This is a genomic window from Bradyrhizobium sp. S69 (assembly GCF_009766005.1).
In the GTDB taxonomy this organism is placed as follows: Bacteria; Pseudomonadota; Alphaproteobacteria; order Rhizobiales; family Xanthobacteraceae; genus Bradyrhizobium.
Genome location: NZ_LMUK01000029.1, coordinates 61,552 through 76,028, shown reverse-complemented (window position 1 = coordinate 76,028; position 14,477 = coordinate 61,552). Strand labels below are relative to the sequence as shown.

General features: G+C 64.4%; 16 protein-coding genes. 12 read left to right on the top strand and 4 right to left on the bottom strand.

The features are described 5' to 3' along the window. The coding region (locus GSQ88_RS36170; RefSeq protein WP_159008064.1) for a DUF6101 family protein at positions 1-356 on the bottom strand (356 nt) is incomplete at its 3' end. Positions 357-652: 296 nt separating this feature from the next. Here GSQ88_RS36170 and GSQ88_RS12395 point away from each other — a divergent pair. The 6 genes from GSQ88_RS12395 to lpxK are packed head-to-tail and all read left to right on the top strand — an operon-like array spanning position 653 to position 6,262. Continuing rightward, complete coding sequence (locus tag GSQ88_RS12395) at positions 653-2,050, top strand: TldD/PmbA family protein (RefSeq protein ID WP_174247992.1); 1,398 nt, start codon at positions 653-655, stop codon at positions 2,048-2,050. A gap of 40 nt (positions 2,051-2,090) precedes the next feature. Continuing rightward, on the top strand, positions 2,091-2,885 hold the full coding sequence (locus GSQ88_RS12390; protein ID WP_159008062.1) for a 3'(2'),5'-bisphosphate nucleotidase CysQ: 795 nt from the start codon (positions 2,091-2,093) through the stop codon (positions 2,883-2,885). A 58-nt stretch (positions 2,886-2,943) separates the two neighbouring features. Further along, positions 2,944-3,192 carry a DUF4170 domain-containing protein gene (locus GSQ88_RS12385; RefSeq protein WP_159008038.1) on the top strand — a complete coding sequence of 83 codons (249 nt, stop codon included), beginning with the start codon at positions 2,944-2,946 and terminating at the stop codon, positions 3,190-3,192. Then, positions 3,189-3,920, top strand: coding sequence for a lysophospholipid acyltransferase family protein (locus GSQ88_RS12380; protein WP_159008037.1), 732 nt, complete (start codon positions 3,189-3,191; stop codon positions 3,918-3,920). The genes GSQ88_RS12385 and GSQ88_RS12380 overlap by 4 nt, the downstream gene beginning before the upstream one ends. After that, the gene (locus GSQ88_RS12375) at positions 3,913-5,241 is read left to right on the top strand and encodes a 3-deoxy-D-manno-octulosonic acid transferase (RefSeq protein ID WP_159008036.1); all 1,329 of its coding nucleotides are present in this window, start codon (positions 3,913-3,915) and stop codon (positions 5,239-5,241) included. Before GSQ88_RS12380 ends, GSQ88_RS12375 begins: the two co-directional genes overlap by 8 nt. Beyond that, positions 5,234-6,262, top strand: coding sequence for a tetraacyldisaccharide 4'-kinase (gene lpxK, locus GSQ88_RS12370; RefSeq protein WP_159008035.1), 1,029 nt, complete (start codon positions 5,234-5,236; stop codon positions 6,260-6,262). Before GSQ88_RS12375 ends, lpxK begins: the two co-directional genes overlap by 8 nt. A gap of 34 nt (positions 6,263-6,296) precedes the next feature. On the opposite strand, the gene GSQ88_RS12365 is transcribed toward lpxK, so the two are convergent. Further along, the gene (locus tag GSQ88_RS12365; protein ID WP_159008034.1) at positions 6,297-6,524 is read right to left on the bottom strand and encodes a DUF2093 domain-containing protein; all 228 of its coding nucleotides are present in this window, start codon (positions 6,522-6,524) and stop codon (positions 6,297-6,299) included. 184 nt (positions 6,525-6,708) lie between these two features. Between GSQ88_RS12365 and GSQ88_RS12360 the strand changes: the two genes are divergently transcribed. Further along, positions 6,709-7,581: a dienelactone hydrolase family protein gene (locus tag GSQ88_RS12360; RefSeq protein ID WP_159008033.1), complete on the top strand. Its 873-nt coding sequence runs from the start codon at positions 6,709-6,711 to the stop codon at positions 7,579-7,581. A gap of 6 nt (positions 7,582-7,587) precedes the next feature. Here the strand turns inward: GSQ88_RS12360 and GSQ88_RS12355 are convergent, their stop codons facing one another. Together GSQ88_RS12355 and xseA are read right to left on the bottom strand one after the other, a co-directional pair. After that, complete coding sequence (locus GSQ88_RS12355; protein ID WP_159008032.1) at positions 7,588-8,274, bottom strand: VOC family protein; 687 nt, start codon at positions 8,272-8,274, stop codon at positions 7,588-7,590. A gap of 45 nt (positions 8,275-8,319) precedes the next feature. Continuing rightward, positions 8,320-9,951 (bottom strand): exodeoxyribonuclease VII large subunit, encoded by a 1,632-nt coding sequence (xseA, locus tag GSQ88_RS12350; protein WP_159008031.1) that lies wholly within the window; start codon positions 9,949-9,951, stop codon positions 8,320-8,322. Between the two features lie 127 nt (positions 9,952-10,078). On the opposite strand from xseA, the gene GSQ88_RS12345 reads away from it, so the two are divergent. The 5 genes from GSQ88_RS12345 (at position 10,079) to purD (ending at position 14,364) form a co-directional block, all read left to right on the top strand. Continuing rightward, positions 10,079-11,056: an alpha/beta hydrolase gene (locus tag GSQ88_RS12345; RefSeq protein WP_159008030.1), complete on the top strand. Its 978-nt coding sequence runs from the start codon at positions 10,079-10,081 to the stop codon at positions 11,054-11,056. Between the two features lie 27 nt (positions 11,057-11,083). Then, positions 11,084-12,085, top strand: a complete 1,002-nt coding sequence (locus GSQ88_RS12340; RefSeq protein WP_159008029.1) for an alpha/beta hydrolase — start codon at positions 11,084-11,086, stop codon at positions 12,083-12,085. Positions 12,086-12,110: 25 nt separating this feature from the next. Then, positions 12,111-12,656 (top strand): hypothetical protein, encoded by a 546-nt coding sequence (locus tag GSQ88_RS12335; RefSeq protein WP_159008028.1) that lies wholly within the window; start codon positions 12,111-12,113, stop codon positions 12,654-12,656. A gap of 3 nt (positions 12,657-12,659) precedes the next feature. Beyond that, on the top strand, positions 12,660-12,965 hold the full coding sequence (locus GSQ88_RS12330; RefSeq protein ID WP_159008027.1) for a winged helix-turn-helix domain-containing protein: 306 nt from the start codon (positions 12,660-12,662) through the stop codon (positions 12,963-12,965). Between the two features lie 118 nt (positions 12,966-13,083). Continuing rightward, positions 13,084-14,364 (top strand): phosphoribosylamine--glycine ligase, encoded by a 1,281-nt coding sequence (purD, locus tag GSQ88_RS12325; RefSeq protein ID WP_159008026.1) that lies wholly within the window; start codon positions 13,084-13,086, stop codon positions 14,362-14,364. Positions 14,365-14,477 lie beyond the last annotated feature (113 nt).

The following is a 14,477-nucleotide window of genomic DNA, read 5'->3' as shown; positions in this document are numbered from 1 at the left end:
GCGAAGATCTCGCTCCACATTTGCCAGGCGGCCGCGATCTCTTCGCGGTCGGCACTGACGCAGAGCGGGATCGTCAAAGAGGGATCGCGATGGACCAGCACCAGCATCTGGGCATCGTCGATGCCGCGCAACGCCACGCCGAGAAAATCGCTGACGCGGATGTTGATCGCCATCTGCATGCCGGCAACGGCACGGCGCAGGATCACGCGTTCGCGGTGAAGTTCGATGTGCCGTACGCTACCGTCCGCGCGGGTGTCGTGCGCGTCGAAGCGGACGGGCAGGGAAAGAGGGTCGAGCCGCAATGCGCGGCTCGACCCGGCGGGAGTGATCCCGCTTATTGCTGTTTGACGCCTCACGGCTTTTATCTCCCCGCCAGGATTATGTTCCCGGTCGATGGCTGGAGCATGCCAGAGCCAACGTCGTTTCGGCTTAAAAAGGCTGGTTAATCCAACGTCACCCGCCCGCATGATTGACAAGACCTTGGCGTACATGATTGACGAGACCTTGCCGCGCGTTGGAGAATCTTTGGCTTTCGGCGGGCGAAAATGCTTGATATCCCTGTGAATCAGGCACATCTGATGGATTGGCCTGACGGCGTCGCCCAGTCCTCGATTGACCTCCAATCGTCCTTCAACCTTTCGGGATTTCGTTCGTGATCTCTTCACCATCTGCCGCGTCGACCGTTTCATCCGATACCGCCACTGAGCTGTTCGATCTTTCCGCGCTGAGCACGCTGGCGCAGCGCCTCGTCGAGGCCGCCCGGCACGCCGGCGCGGACGCCGCCGACGCGGTGGCGGTGCGCGGCGTGTCGCAAGGCGTCGAGGTGCGCGACGGACGCGTCGAGGAGTCCGAGCGCTCCGAAGGCGACGATGTCGGATTGCGCGTGCTGGTGGGGCGGCGCCAGGCGGTGGTCTCGACCAACGATGTCAGCGGCGACGGCATCGCAAAGCTTGCCGAGCGCGCGGTGGCGATGGCGCGGGTCGCGCCCGACGACAAATATGTCGGCCTCGCCGATCCGGCGCTGCTGGCAAAGGATTTCCCCAACCTCGATCTGCTGGACCCGAAGGTCCCCTCGACAGCGGAACTCGAGCGCCGCGCCTGCGAGGCGGAAGCCGCCGGCATCGCGGTCAAGGGCGTCAGCAAATCCGACGGCGGTTCGGCCTCGGCGGGAATTGGCGGCATGGTGCTGGTGACCTCCACCGGCTTCCAGGGCTCCTATCTGCGATCGAGCCAGAGCATCTCGATGACCGCGATCTCCGGTGAAGGCACCGGCATGGAGCGCGACTACGACTATACGGTAGCACCCCATGCCTCCGACCTGTCCTCGCCCGAAAGCGTCGGCCGCAAGGCCGGGGAACGCGCGGTGGCGCGCACCAATCCGCGCAAGGTCGAGACCTGCAAGGTTCCCGTGGTGTTCGACCCCAGGGTATCCGGATCGATCGTCGGCCATCTGGTCGGCGCGGTGAACGGCGCCTCGATTGCGCGCAAGACCAGCTTCCTGAAAGATCGCCTCGGCCAGAAGCTGTTCGCCAGCAACATCCGCATCATCGACGATCCGTTGCGGGTGCGCGGTCTGCGCTCGCAAACCTTCGACGCCGAGGGCGTCAAGGTCAAGAAGCTCGCCATCATCGATGAGGGCGTGTTGACCTCGTGGCTGTTGGATTCGGCGACCGCGCGTGAACTGGGCCTTGCCACCACCGGACACGCCCAGCGCGGCGTCTCGTCGTCGCCATCGCCGGGATCGTATAATCTGCATCTCGAAGCGGGCGAGCCGACGCCGGCGGAGTTGATCTCCGACATCAAGCAGGGGTTTTACGTCACCGATTTGATCGGCTCCGGCGTCAACGGCGTCACCGGCGATTACAGCCGCGGCGCCTCGGGCTTCTGGATCGAAAACGGCGAGCTCACCTATGCGGTGAGCGAGGTGACGATCGCGGGTCACCTGTTCGATATCTTCAAATCGATGGTGCCGGCCAACGATCTGGAGTTTCGCTATGGCGTCAACGCGCCGACGCTGCGCATCGAGGGATTGACGCTTGGCGGACGCTAGCGCCGGCAGCGGGCACTCCCAATCCAAGAACTCCCAATCCTTGTCTCGCGATCGGCTGGCGCGCGACGCAGCCCTGCTGACCGATGTGGTCCGTGAGGCCGGCGCGCTGGCGCGCTCGATGTTCCGCACCGAGCTCAAGAGTTGGACCAAAGGCGCATCGTCGCCGGTGTCGGAGGCCGATATCGCGGTCAACGACCTCCTGGAGAACCGGCTGCGATCGGCGACGCCTGACTATGGCTGGCTGTCGGAAGAAAGCGCCGATGACGAGGTCAGGCTGGGCAAACCGCTGGTCTGGATTGTCGACCCCATCGATGGCACCCGCTCTTATCTGGCCGGCCGCGAAGATTGGTGCGTGAGCGTCGCGTTGGTTGAAGGCGATGCGCCGCTGCTGGCCGCGGTGTTCGCGCCGGTCAGTGACGAATTTTTCTTCGCCGCGCGGGGCTCGGGCGCCACGCGCAACGAGGTGGCGGTACAGGCGACGTCTGGGACCTCGCTGGATTTTCCTCGCATCGCGGGTCCGAAGCCGCTGGTCGAACGGCTGAGCCCGGGGCCGGGCGAAATTTCCCTTTATCCCAGAATTGGATCGCTGGCGCTTCGGCTATGCCGGGTGGCCGAGGGACGGCTGGATGCGGCCTTCGCCGGCGGCCAGAGCCGCGACTGGGACCTTGCTGCGGCGAATTTGATCGTGCAGGAAGCGAATGGTAACATGACCGCGCTTTCGGGAGACCCTATCCTCTATAATCGCCAAGAGGTGACGCACGGGGTGCTGGTGGCAGCGGGGCGCGATCGTCATGCGAGCATTGTCGAGCATTTCCGAAATCGTCCGTTGCCCTGAGCGCCTGCGCTTGCGCCTCGAAGACCCATTGCCGGGCACCACATTAGGAAAGTGAACCATGCCAGATAGTGCTCAGCCGCAATTGCTGCATCTCGTGATCGGCGGCGAACTGACCGATCTCGAACACATCACATTCCGCGACCTCGACAAGGTCGACATCGTCGGCGTCTTCCCCAATTACGCCAGCGCGTTCGCGGCCTGGAAGGCAAAGTCGCAGCAGACCGTCGACAATGCCCATATGCGCTATTTCGTGGTCCACCTTCACCGGCTGCTCGATCCGGGACAAGACGCGAAACCCGGCCATTGAAAAAACTGCTTCGTAATACGCTGCGCAGCAGGTGGTTTCAGCGCGCTGCGGGGTTTCTCGTGGCCGAATACCTGCGGCTGGTCTGGCGGACCAACAGAATGAGTTTCGATCCGCCTGAGATCTATGCGCAGGTCGAGCCGCAGATGCCGGCGATACTCGTGTTCTGGCACGGCCAGCATTTCCTGACGCCGTTCATCAAGACCAAGGAGATTCACCGCGCCAAGGTACTGATTTCGCTGCATCGCGACGGCGAATTCAATGCGCTCGCCGCTGAGCGGCTGGGTATCGGCACCATCAGGGGCTCCGGCGATCACGGATCGGCGTTTCATCGCAAGGGCGGCGTCCGCGCGTTCATGGAAATGGTGCGGACGCTGGAAGAGGGCTATAACGTCGCGCTGACGGCGGATGTGCCCAAGCGCGCCCGTGTCGTCGGTCTCGGGCTCATCAAGCTCGCGAGGGAATCAGGTCGGCCGATCATGCCGTTTGCGATGGCGACCAGCCGCTTCATCCAGTTGAAGAACTGGGACCGCACCACCATCAACCTGCCGTTCGGACGCGGTGCGGTGGTCGGCATCGAGGCGATCTTTGTGCCGCCGGACGCCGATGCCGAAACCATGGAAAAATTGCGCGCAAAAGTCGAGGCAACCCTGAACGAAACGACCGATCGGGCCTATGCCCGGGTCGGTCGCCCGGAAGCCGCCCGCCTGGAACAGGCGGGTGATGGCTAGTCCCTTGCCCGGTTCCTCGCCCAATTCCCTGCCGATGACCTTGCGGTTCTACCGGCGGCTGTCGGCTGCCGCCGTGCCATTGGCGCCGGCGCTGATCAAGCGGCGACTGAAGCAGGGCAAGGAGGATCCGGCGCGGGTCGGTGAGCGCCGCGGCATGAGCGCGGATATCAGGCCCGATGGGCCGCTGGTCTGGATTCACGGCGCCAGCGTTGGTGAGGTGCTGGCGGCGGCTGCCCTGATCGAAAGATTGCGGGCGCTCAATATGCGCATCCTCCTGACCTCGGGCACGGTGACGTCGGCGGCGATCGTCGCCAAGCGTTTCCCCCCCGACATCATCCATCAATATGTGCCGTACGATTCGCCGCGCTATGTCGCGCGCTTTCTCGATCATTGGCGGCCTTCGCTGGCGCTGTTCATCGAATCGGATTTATGGCCCAATTTGATCCTGTCGAGTGCGGCGCGGCGGCTGCCGATGGTGCTGATCAACGGCCGGATGTCGCATCGCTCGTTCCCGCGCTGGCGCAGGATCAACACCACGATCTCGGCGCTGCTCGGCCGGTTCGATATCTGCCTGGCCCAATCGCAGGTCGACGCCGATCGCTTTGCAGCGCTCGGCAGCCGTAACGTCATCACCACCGGAAACCTGAAGCTCGATGTTCCGGCGCCGCCTGCCGACGCCGCCAAACTGGAGCGGTTGATGTCGGTGACGCGAGGTCGCCCGATCATCGTCGCGGCATCGACGCATCCCGGCGAAGAGGAAATGCTGCTGGCGACGCACCGGGCGCTGGCGGGCTTCTTTCCCTCGCTGCTCAGCGTGATCGTGCCGCGGCATCCCGATCGCGGCGAGGCGATCGCCCGCGAGATAGCGGCCTCCGGCTTGCAGGTAGCCTTGCGTTCGCGCGAACAATTGCCGACCGCGACCACCGATATCTATCTCGCCGACACCATGGGTGAACTGGGCCTGTTCTATCGGCTGTCGCCGATCGTGTTCATGGGAGGGTCGCTGGTTCCCCATGGCGGGCAAAATCCGATCGAGGCGATCAAGCTCGGCGCATCGATCGTGCACGGCCCTCACGTCTTCAATTTCACCGATGTCTACGAGGCGCTCGACAATGCCGGCGGCGCGCGACAGGCGGATAGCGAGGAAGCCCTGGTGAAGCAGCTCGGGCAATTGCTGGCCGATCCCGCGGCGCGCGACAAATTGGCCGGCGCGTCGGCGCGCGTGGTCGAACAGCTTGGCGGCGCGCTGGAACGCACGCTCTCCGCCCTTGAGCCGTATCTGTTGCAGTTGCGGCTCGAAATGGGAGCGGCCAGTGCGTGAGCCGGCCTTCTGGTATCGGCCGCCATCCCTGATGTCGCGATTGTTGATGCCGCTTGGCGCCGTTTACGGCCAGGTCGCCGCCTTGCGTATGCATAGCCGCGGCTTTGATGCCGGCATTCCCGTGATCTGCGTCGGCAATTATCATACCGGCGGCGCCGGCAAGACCCCGACGGTGCTGGCGTTGACCAAACTGTTGCGCGAACTCGGCGAGACTCCGATCGTGCTCAGCCGCGGCTATGGCGGAAAATGGCAGGGGCCGGTCAAGGTCGACCCCGAAAGACATGTCGCGGCCAATGTCGGGGACGAGCCGCTGATGTTGGCGCTGACGGTTCCGGTGGTGATCGCACGCGATCGAATCGGCGGCGTTGCGCTGGCGCGCTCGCAAGGCGCCTCTGTGATCCTGATGGACGATGGCTTTCAGAACCCGGCGATATCAAAGGATGCCTCGATCATCGTGATCGATGGCGACCGTGGCCTCGGCAACGCTTGCGTGTTCCCCGCCGGTCCGTTGCGTGCGCCGCTGCCGCCGCAACTGGCCCGCACCGACGCGCTGATCGTGATCGGCGATGGCACCGCCGCAGGTGCTGTGGCCGCGGCCATTGCCGCGCAGGCCAAGCCGGTGTTGTCGGCGCGCCTTGTGCCGGACGCCGCATCGCTGGCGCGGTTCGCCGGCAAGCGCGTGCTGGCCTTTGCCGGTATCGGCGACCCCGGGCGGTTCTTCAGGACGCTGCGCGGCGCCGGCGTTGACGTCGTCCGCGAACGGATATTCGCCGATCATCATGCGTTTTCGCGCGAAGAGATCGAAGCCTTGATCGCCGAAGCCGGGCGCGACGGGCTGACCCTGGTGACGACGGAAAAGGATATCGCGCGGTTGCGCGGCGTCGAGGCGATTGCAGCATCGATGCGAGATATCGCGGCGTTCGCGGTGACGCTCGCGTTCGACGATGCGGCAAAGCTGCGAAAGTTCGTCGCCGACCAGCTTTTCAAGGCACGGGAGAACAAGTATCAGGCCCGCAACTGATGCGACGGGATGGACGAGCTCAGGCTCGACGAACTCAGCCTTGCGTCTTCAACGCGTTGGGGAAATGCCGTTGCAGCACCGCGGTCGGGACGGCGTAGGCCTCCTGCAGGTCGACGCTCCAGTATTTCAGTTCGTCGAGCGGAATGCGCGCATCGGTGATGGCGCAACGCACATAGGTTCCCGGCGAGATCACGCGGAAATCGCCGTCCAGATATTGCACCTGGGCTTCGCCGTGGCCCGAAGGGCCGAATTTATTCAGCACGGTTGAACTCCGACTGCCGGTCACCGCGACCGGACTGAATGTTTAAGAATTCGATCTAGCATAAATAGTTCGTAATGTCCGCCGGTCAAACCCACCGATTTGTGATGAAATGCGGCTGTCGGCACATGGTAGATTTTGGCAATGGAGCGCTGTTTTGCGGCCCCTCAATGACCCGGCAAACCCGATGCGCCTGAAGTCAGTAACCGCCTTTCTGACGCTATTTGCTATGATCTGTGCTTTGCAGGTGACTTGTGCTGTGCCGCCGGCTTCTGCCGAGGAGGGCAAGCCGTTGCCTGCGCCGAGGCAGGTGGATATTTCCACAGCGACCGGCACGTTGCATGCGCAGCTCTACAAGCCCGACGGCGACGGTCCGTTTCCGACCGTGATCGCGCTGCACGGCTGTGGCGGACTGGGCGGGCATGCCGAAGCGGTGCTGCCGCGCTATCGCGATTGGGCCGAACAATTATTGAAGTCCGGCCACGCCGTGTTGCTGCCGGACAGCTATGGTTCGCGCGAACTCGGTCCGCAATGCCGCATCAAGGAGCGCCAGGTGCTGGCCCGTCGCGAGCGGGTGGGTGATATCGCCGCGTCGCGACAGTGGTTGCTGCAGCAGCCCTGGGCCGCGCATGATCGCATCAGCCTGATCGGATGGGCGAACGGCGCCAGCGCGTTGTTGTGGGCGGTGCGTCCGCAATACGCCTCGCATAGCACGGAGCCGGATTTTCGTTCGGCGATTGCGTTCTATCCGGATTGCCGGATTTCGTCCGGCCTCGGCTGGAGCACGCGGGTGCCGACACTTCTGTTGATCGGCGCCAAGGACGACGTCAGTTCGCCGCAGGCCTGCCGCCAGATGATCGATGGCGCGCGCGGCCGCAGCGCACTGACCCGGATCGAAATTTATCCCGCCGCGCCTCACGATTTCGACCGCGCCAATCTGCCGATGCATGCGATCGGCGGCGGTTCGGATGCCGCGGTGCCGGAGCACGGTCATATCGGCACCGACGCGGAGGCCCGCGCCGATTCACAAAAGCGTGTCGCAGAGTGGTTGGCGCGGTGACGATCGCTACGCAAGCGCCCCTACGATCGAGGCGCGCTGCGAGAGTTCGATCCAGCTGCCGTCGGGATCGAGCACCATCGAGATTCGTGCCGTGGTGCCGAGCGTGACCGGTGCGCGGGCTTCGCGGCCGCCGGCGGCGAGAACCTCGGCATGGACCTCGTCCACCTTGAACACCTGAAACGTCATGTAGCGCCAGCCCTTGCCGCGAATGCCGGCCTCGACGCCGGCATGGCGATCCTGTTGCAGCAGGATCAAGGTTTCGCCGGCGCGGAACGCGGCGCCAGATGGATGCGCCTCCTCGTTAAGACCCAACGCGTCGCGATAGAAGCGGCGATGGGCGTCTAGATCGCGCACTGCGACCCGAATGCCGATCTGCCTGACGCCATCATGTCCTGGAGGAACCAGGCAGACGCGATTGCCGTCGGGGTCGTGCAGGGTCTGCGGCGCCACGCAGGCCGGCCGCGCGATGATCAGTTCGCGATATCCGCTTGGGGCTGCGTCCGGCAGCGGATCGGCGTGGTGGTTGATCTTGACCACCGAGCCCATGGCATCGTGGCGATGCTGGTTCTGGCCGCGCCGGATCGGCAGCACATGGTCGAGCCTGAGGCCGACCGTATCTTGCCAGAACGCCAGCATCGGATCGGGATCGTTGGTGGAAAGGCCGATATCGACCTGAGGCTTCGCCAGTTTCATCGCATCCGCCGTCCGCTTAGCCTTCAACTGGGAAGACAGCACGTCTTAAAACAGGCTGCCTTGGTCGACCGGTTTTGCCAGGCGCCGGGGCGCTGCGGGCTTGGCAACCTCCCTGGATTCCCGGGGCTCGCTGGCAACAGGCTTTGCGGCTCGCACGACGGGCGGCCGATCAGTGTCCGCGGTCGCGGCAACCCGGCCGTCGGCAAACTCAAGGGTGAGATGCGCGCCCGGTCCGATTGCGGCCGCGACGTGGATGGGCAGGCCCTGTTCGTCGCGCACCAGCGCAAAGCCGCGCGCGAGCACGCCGCGATAGGACAGCGCGGCCAATAATTGTCCGGAATGCGCGATCCGGGCCTGATGGCGCTGCATCGCCGTTGCGAGCGCACGCCGCGACCGTTCAGCCAGCCGCACCACCCGTTCGCGCTCGCGGGCGATCTTCTGACGTTGCGCCTGGGCGTTGGAAAGTTTCGAGGCCTTGAGCCTGATCTCGAGTCCGGCGTAGCGATCCCGGCGCATCCGCAGCAGCGATCGCGCGGAATGCAGCATTCGCGCGCCCGATGTCGTCAGGCGCTGGCCGGCCTGCGCGAGCTGCCCGCGCAACACCCGTACCGTCAGCCGCGCGCTGGTTGCGGCATAGCGGCGGAAATGCGCGTGGGTATTGGCTTTCAATGCCCGGGGCAGGGCGCTGGCGGCGCCATCCAGCCGCTGTCGCGGGATCGCCAGCAGTTCGCCAGCCGCCGGAAGCGCGCGCGCCGCGGCGCGCAATTCGTTGCGACGGGCCTCCTGGCCGCGTTGCCAGCACACCATGACGCGCCGCGCCAGCGTACCGACCTCGACCATCAATTCGCTGCGCACCGGAACCGCCATTTCGGCCGCGGCGGTCGGCGTCGGCGCGCGCTTGTCGGAGGCGAAGTCGATCAGCGTGATGTCGGTCTCATGGCCCACCGCGGAGATCAGCGGGATCATGCTGTCGGCAGCGGCGCGGACCACGATCTCCTCGTTGAACGACCAGAGGTCCTCCAGCGAGCCGCCGCCGCGGGCGACGATCAGCACATCCGGCCGCGGAATTCTGCCGCCTTCGGGCAGCGCGTTGAAGCCGCGGATCGCGGCTGCGATCTGTTCGGCCGAGCCTTCGCCCTGAACTTTCACCGGCCACACCAGCACGTGGCGCGGGAAGCGATCCTCCAGCCGATGCAGGATGTCGCGGATCACCGCACCAGTCGGCGAGGTGACGACGCCGATCACTTCCGGCAGCCATGGCAAGAGCTGCTTGCGCGCCTCGTCGAACAAGCCCTCAGCGCCGAGCTTGCGCTTGCGCTCTTCCATCAGCGCCATCAGCGCGCCGACGCCGGCGGGCTCGATCGCCTCGATCACGATCTGGTATTTCGACGAGCCGGGATAGGTCGTGAGCTTGCCGGTGGCGATGACCTCGAGGCCTTCCTGCGGCTTGAAGCGCATCCGGCCGTGGACGCCCTTCCAGATCACTGCCTCGATCTTGGCGCTCTCGTCCTTCAGCGCGAAATAGCAATGCCCGGAAGAGTGCGGCCCGCGAAAGCCGGAGATCTCGCCGCGCACCCGGACATGGCCATAGGCGTCCTCCACCGTCCGCTTCAGCGCGGAGGACAGTTCCGTGACGGTGAATTCAGGCGCGTTGATCAGGTTTTCTACCGATGTCATCTGCAATCGATTCGGGCTTTTGCGGCTCTCGCGCAAGGTAGGAATTTTTGGCTGTCCCCGCCATTTTTGCGTTGCGCGACCATATACTCTGTAATATAGAGTACTCTAAATAGATAGGAGGCGGAAAATGAGGTACAAGCCGCTGCTCGGCGTCGTTGGACTGCTCCTCGCCATCGCGATGCTTCCTGTTGCCGTGATTGCGTTCGACGCACCCAGTCCTCCGCCGCCGATGGCGACAACGCGGGCAGCGGCCAGACCGGTCGACGTCGGGGAGCGTCCGGCACCTCGGCAATTCCAGGCGCGCGACGGCGCCAATCTGCAATATTACGCCTATCCGGCCGATCCCGAAAAAGTCGCCGTCCTGATCCATGGATCGGCAGGGCCCGGCAGCAGCATGCATGCCCTGGCCGAGTCGCTGCGCGCCGCCGGCGTGACGGTTTATGTGCCGGACGTTCGAGGCCACGGCGGTTCAGGCCCGCGCGGCGACATCGGCTATATCGGGCAGCTCGATGATGACCTCGCGGATTTCGTCGCTCAACTCGGGCCGGCGAGGAGCGGCGAGGCCCGCACCCTGATCGGGTTCTCTGCTGGGGCGGGATTCACCTTGCGCTTCGCCGGTGGCCCCTACGGCCCGCTGTTCGATCGCTATGTGCTTCTAGCCCCGATCTTGCCGGGAGCGCCAACCTTGCGTCCCAACGCCGGCGGCTGGGTCAGCGTTGCGCTTCGGCGTTGGACGACGATCGACTCGCTCGACCGCCTGGGTTTTCACTGGTTCGACGGGCTTCCCGTCATCAGCTACGCGATAACGCCCGCAATGTCGCAATGGATGACTGGCAGCTATTCCTATCGGCTGGCGACGAATTTCGGCGCAGGCCCTCGCTATCAGAGCTACCTGAAAAATCTTCAGCGGCCGGCCGCGATATTGGTTGGGACTGCTGACGAGCAGGTGGTCGCGGACCAGTTCGCGCCCCTGCTGGAACGCCTCGGCGTGAATATCCCGGTCACTGTCCTGCCGAACATGAAACACGTGGACATGATCAGTAACTCCGAAGCATTTCAGGCGATCGATGGGGCGGTCGCTTCGCAGAAGCAGGCAGCGCAATAGTCAAATGGTCAAGAAGAGGAGGAACTCATGTCGAAATCGGTGATAGGCAGGTCCTTTAGTGCCCTGAAATGGCTGCTGTGCGGGATTGGTGCGGTCGCGGTGCTGATCACCGCGCTGGCCGCCGCGCCGCTGACGCAGCCCCCCGAGCTGCGCTCCATCTCCGAAACCGCGCGCGCGGTGGATCGCAGCACGATGCCGCGGTTCGAGCTTTTTCAGGCGCGCGACGGCACTGAACTCGCCTACCGCCATTATCCGGCCCGCAGCGCGAGCGTCGGGCGGGTTGCGATCGTCGTTCATGGCTCTTCGGGATCGAGCCCGAGCATTCACGCGCTGGCGGATGCGCTCGCCGCGCGGGGTGTAGAGACCTATGCGGTGGACATGCGTGGTCACGGCGCCTCGGGGACGCGGGGCGATATCCGCTATGTCGGACAGCTCGAGGACGATCTCGTCGACTTCGTCGCGGTCGTGCGCAAGACCAATCCGACCGCGCCGTTGACGTTGCTGGGACATTCCGCCGGCGGCGGCTTCGCGCTACGCGTCGCGGGATCGCCGATCCAGGGCCTGTTCGCGCGTACGGTGCTGCTTGCGCCCTATCTCGGCTACGACGCCCCGACCAACCGGCCGAACGGTGGCTGGGTCAATGCCGATATCCCGCGCATCCTTGCCCTACAGGCGCTGCGCAAGGCCGGCATCGATTGCTGCGAGGCGCTGCCAACGCTGGCTTTCGCGGTGCCACCCGACTCCGGAAAAATCCTGGTGCCGGCCTACACCGAACGGCTGCGGCGCAACTTCGGTACGCGCGGCTACCGGATCGACCTAGCAGCCGCGACTAGGCCGCTGACGATCTTCTCGGGCGCCGATGATGAGCTGATGATCGCGGACAAATACGCTGAGGCGGTGAGCGGCATCACGCCAGCGGTTGACGTGAAGCTGATCGATGGCATCAATCACATGGGCATCGTCAGCACGCCCAAGGCGGTGTCGGCCATCGCCGACGACGTCGCCACGCGTGGAATAGCCGGAACGTGAGTCCCGATATCGGGGGAGCGCCTGCATGATCGACAGCAAGGAGGCCCGGGAGGCGCTCTCCGAGATCGACGAGATGGTCCGCCGCGTTCGCCAGTCGCAGACCTACGATATCGCCAGCCTGACCATGATCCTGTGGGGCGTGCTGGTGTTTGCCGGCAATATCGCGACCTGGCTCTGGCCGCGTGATGGCTATTACATCTGGATCGCCGTCAACGCGGCCGGGGTCTTAGCTACGCTCGCGACCAACTATTTCCGGGCTGACGCGCGATCCTTCGATGTCCGGATGCTGGTGGCGTATTCGTTGTTTTTCGCATTCGGTTATCTGTGCACCAAGGTGCTCGGCGACTTCACGCCGCGGCAGTTGGGAACCTTCTGGCCGATCTATTTCATGCTGCTTTATGCGATCGCGGGGTTATGGCTTGGCTACGCCTTCGTGCTGATCGGTGTCGGCATCAGCATCCTGACGCTGATCGGCTATTTCTACGTCGGCGGGGAGGCGTTTTCGTTGTGGATGGCGTTTGTCAATGGCGGCGGCCTTCTGCTCGGCGGGCTCTGGATGCGCCGGATCTGACCGATGGCTGAACTCGACGATGTCATCCATCAACCGCTGCGGCTTCGAATCATGGCAGCGCTGAACGCGCTGCCGGCGGGCGTCGGGCTCGAATTCTCGAAGCTGAAAAAGTTGACCGGCGCCACCGACGGCAATCTCGGCGCCCATATCGAGACACTGTCCAGGGCGAGCTACGTCGCGATCGACAAGGCCTTCGTCGGCAAGAAGCCGCAGACCACGGTGACGGCTACCGCGGCCGGCCGCGGTGCCTTCGCCCGCCATGTCGCGACGTTGCAGGAGATTATCGCGGCGTCGGGGGGTGGAAAGTAGAAGCATCATCAAGTCTCGTCATTCCGGGATGCGCCGCAGGCCCGGAATGACGGCATTTGATTTGGGAGCAGATTCGTGCGACCGACAAATATCCAATTCCTGCATCTGGCTTCTATTCATGCACATTCTCCTGCTCGGTTCCGGCGGCCGCGAACATGCGCTGGCGTGGAAGATCGCGGCGTCCCCGCTGGTAACGAAGCTATGGTGCGCGCCGGGCAATGCCGGCATCGCGCGCGAAGCCGAATGCGTGGCGGTCGACATCACCGACCACGCCGCGGTCATCGATTTCTGCCGGCGCAACGCGGTCGAATTCGTCGTGGTCGGGCCTGACGCGCCGATTGCCGCGGGCATGGTCGATGATCTCAATGCCGCCGGCCTCAAGGCGTTCGGGCCGACCAAGGCGGCTGGCCGGCTTGAAAGCTCGAAACACTTCACCAAGGCGCTGTGCCGCGACAACAACATCCCGACCGCGAAATACCAGCATTTCAGCGATGCCGAGGCCGCCAAGGCCTATGTCCGCCAGCAGGGCTCGCCGATCGTGGTCAAGGCGGATGGTCTTGCCGCCGGCAAGGGCGTCGTGGTTGCGATGAGCGAGCAGGAAGCGCTCGACGCCGTCGATATGATGTTCGGCGGCGGCTTTGGCGGCGCCGGCGCTGAAGTGGTGATCGAAGAATTCATGGTAGGTGAGGAAGCCTCGTTCTTCGCCCTGTGTGACGGCGAGCATGCGTTGCCGCTGGCTACCGCGCAGGATCACAAGCGCGCGTTCGACGGCGATCGCGGGCCGAACACCGGCGGCATGGGTGCCTATTCACCGGCGCCGGTGATGACCGATGCGATCAATGCGCGGGTGATGGACGAGATGATCATGCCGACCTTGCGCGCGCTCAAGGCCATGGGCACGCCCTACAAGGGCGTACTCTATGCCGGCGTGATGGTGACCAACGACGGCCCGAAGCTCGTGGAATACAACGCTCGCTTCGGCGATCCCGAATGCCAGGTGCTGATGCTGCGGATGATGTCGGATATTGTGCCGGCCCTGATGGCGTGCGCCGACGGTCAGCTGAAGAATTTCAGCCTGCGCTGGTATGACGATGTCGCGCTCACGGTGATCATGGCGACGCGCGGCTATCCCGGCGATTACGGCAAAGGCTCGGTCATCCGGGGCCTCGACGAAGCCGCTAGGATCGAAGGCGTCGAGATCTTCCACGCCGGCACGGTTGCGAAAGACGGGCAAATTCTCGCCAATGGCGGCCGCGTGCTGAATATCTGCGCGTCAGGCAAGACGGTTGGCGAAGCGCAGCAGCGCGCCTATCAAGCGGTCGACCGCATCCAGTGGCCCGAAGGCTTCTGCCGCCGCGACATCGGCTGGCAAGCGGTGGCACGGGAGAAGGCGGGCTAGTCCAGCCGTCATACGCGGGCTTGACCCGCGTATCCATCTTTCTTCGCGATAATCTTTTCAAGAGTGATAGATTACCGGGTCAAGCCCGGCAATGACAGCTCACTTCCTAGCGC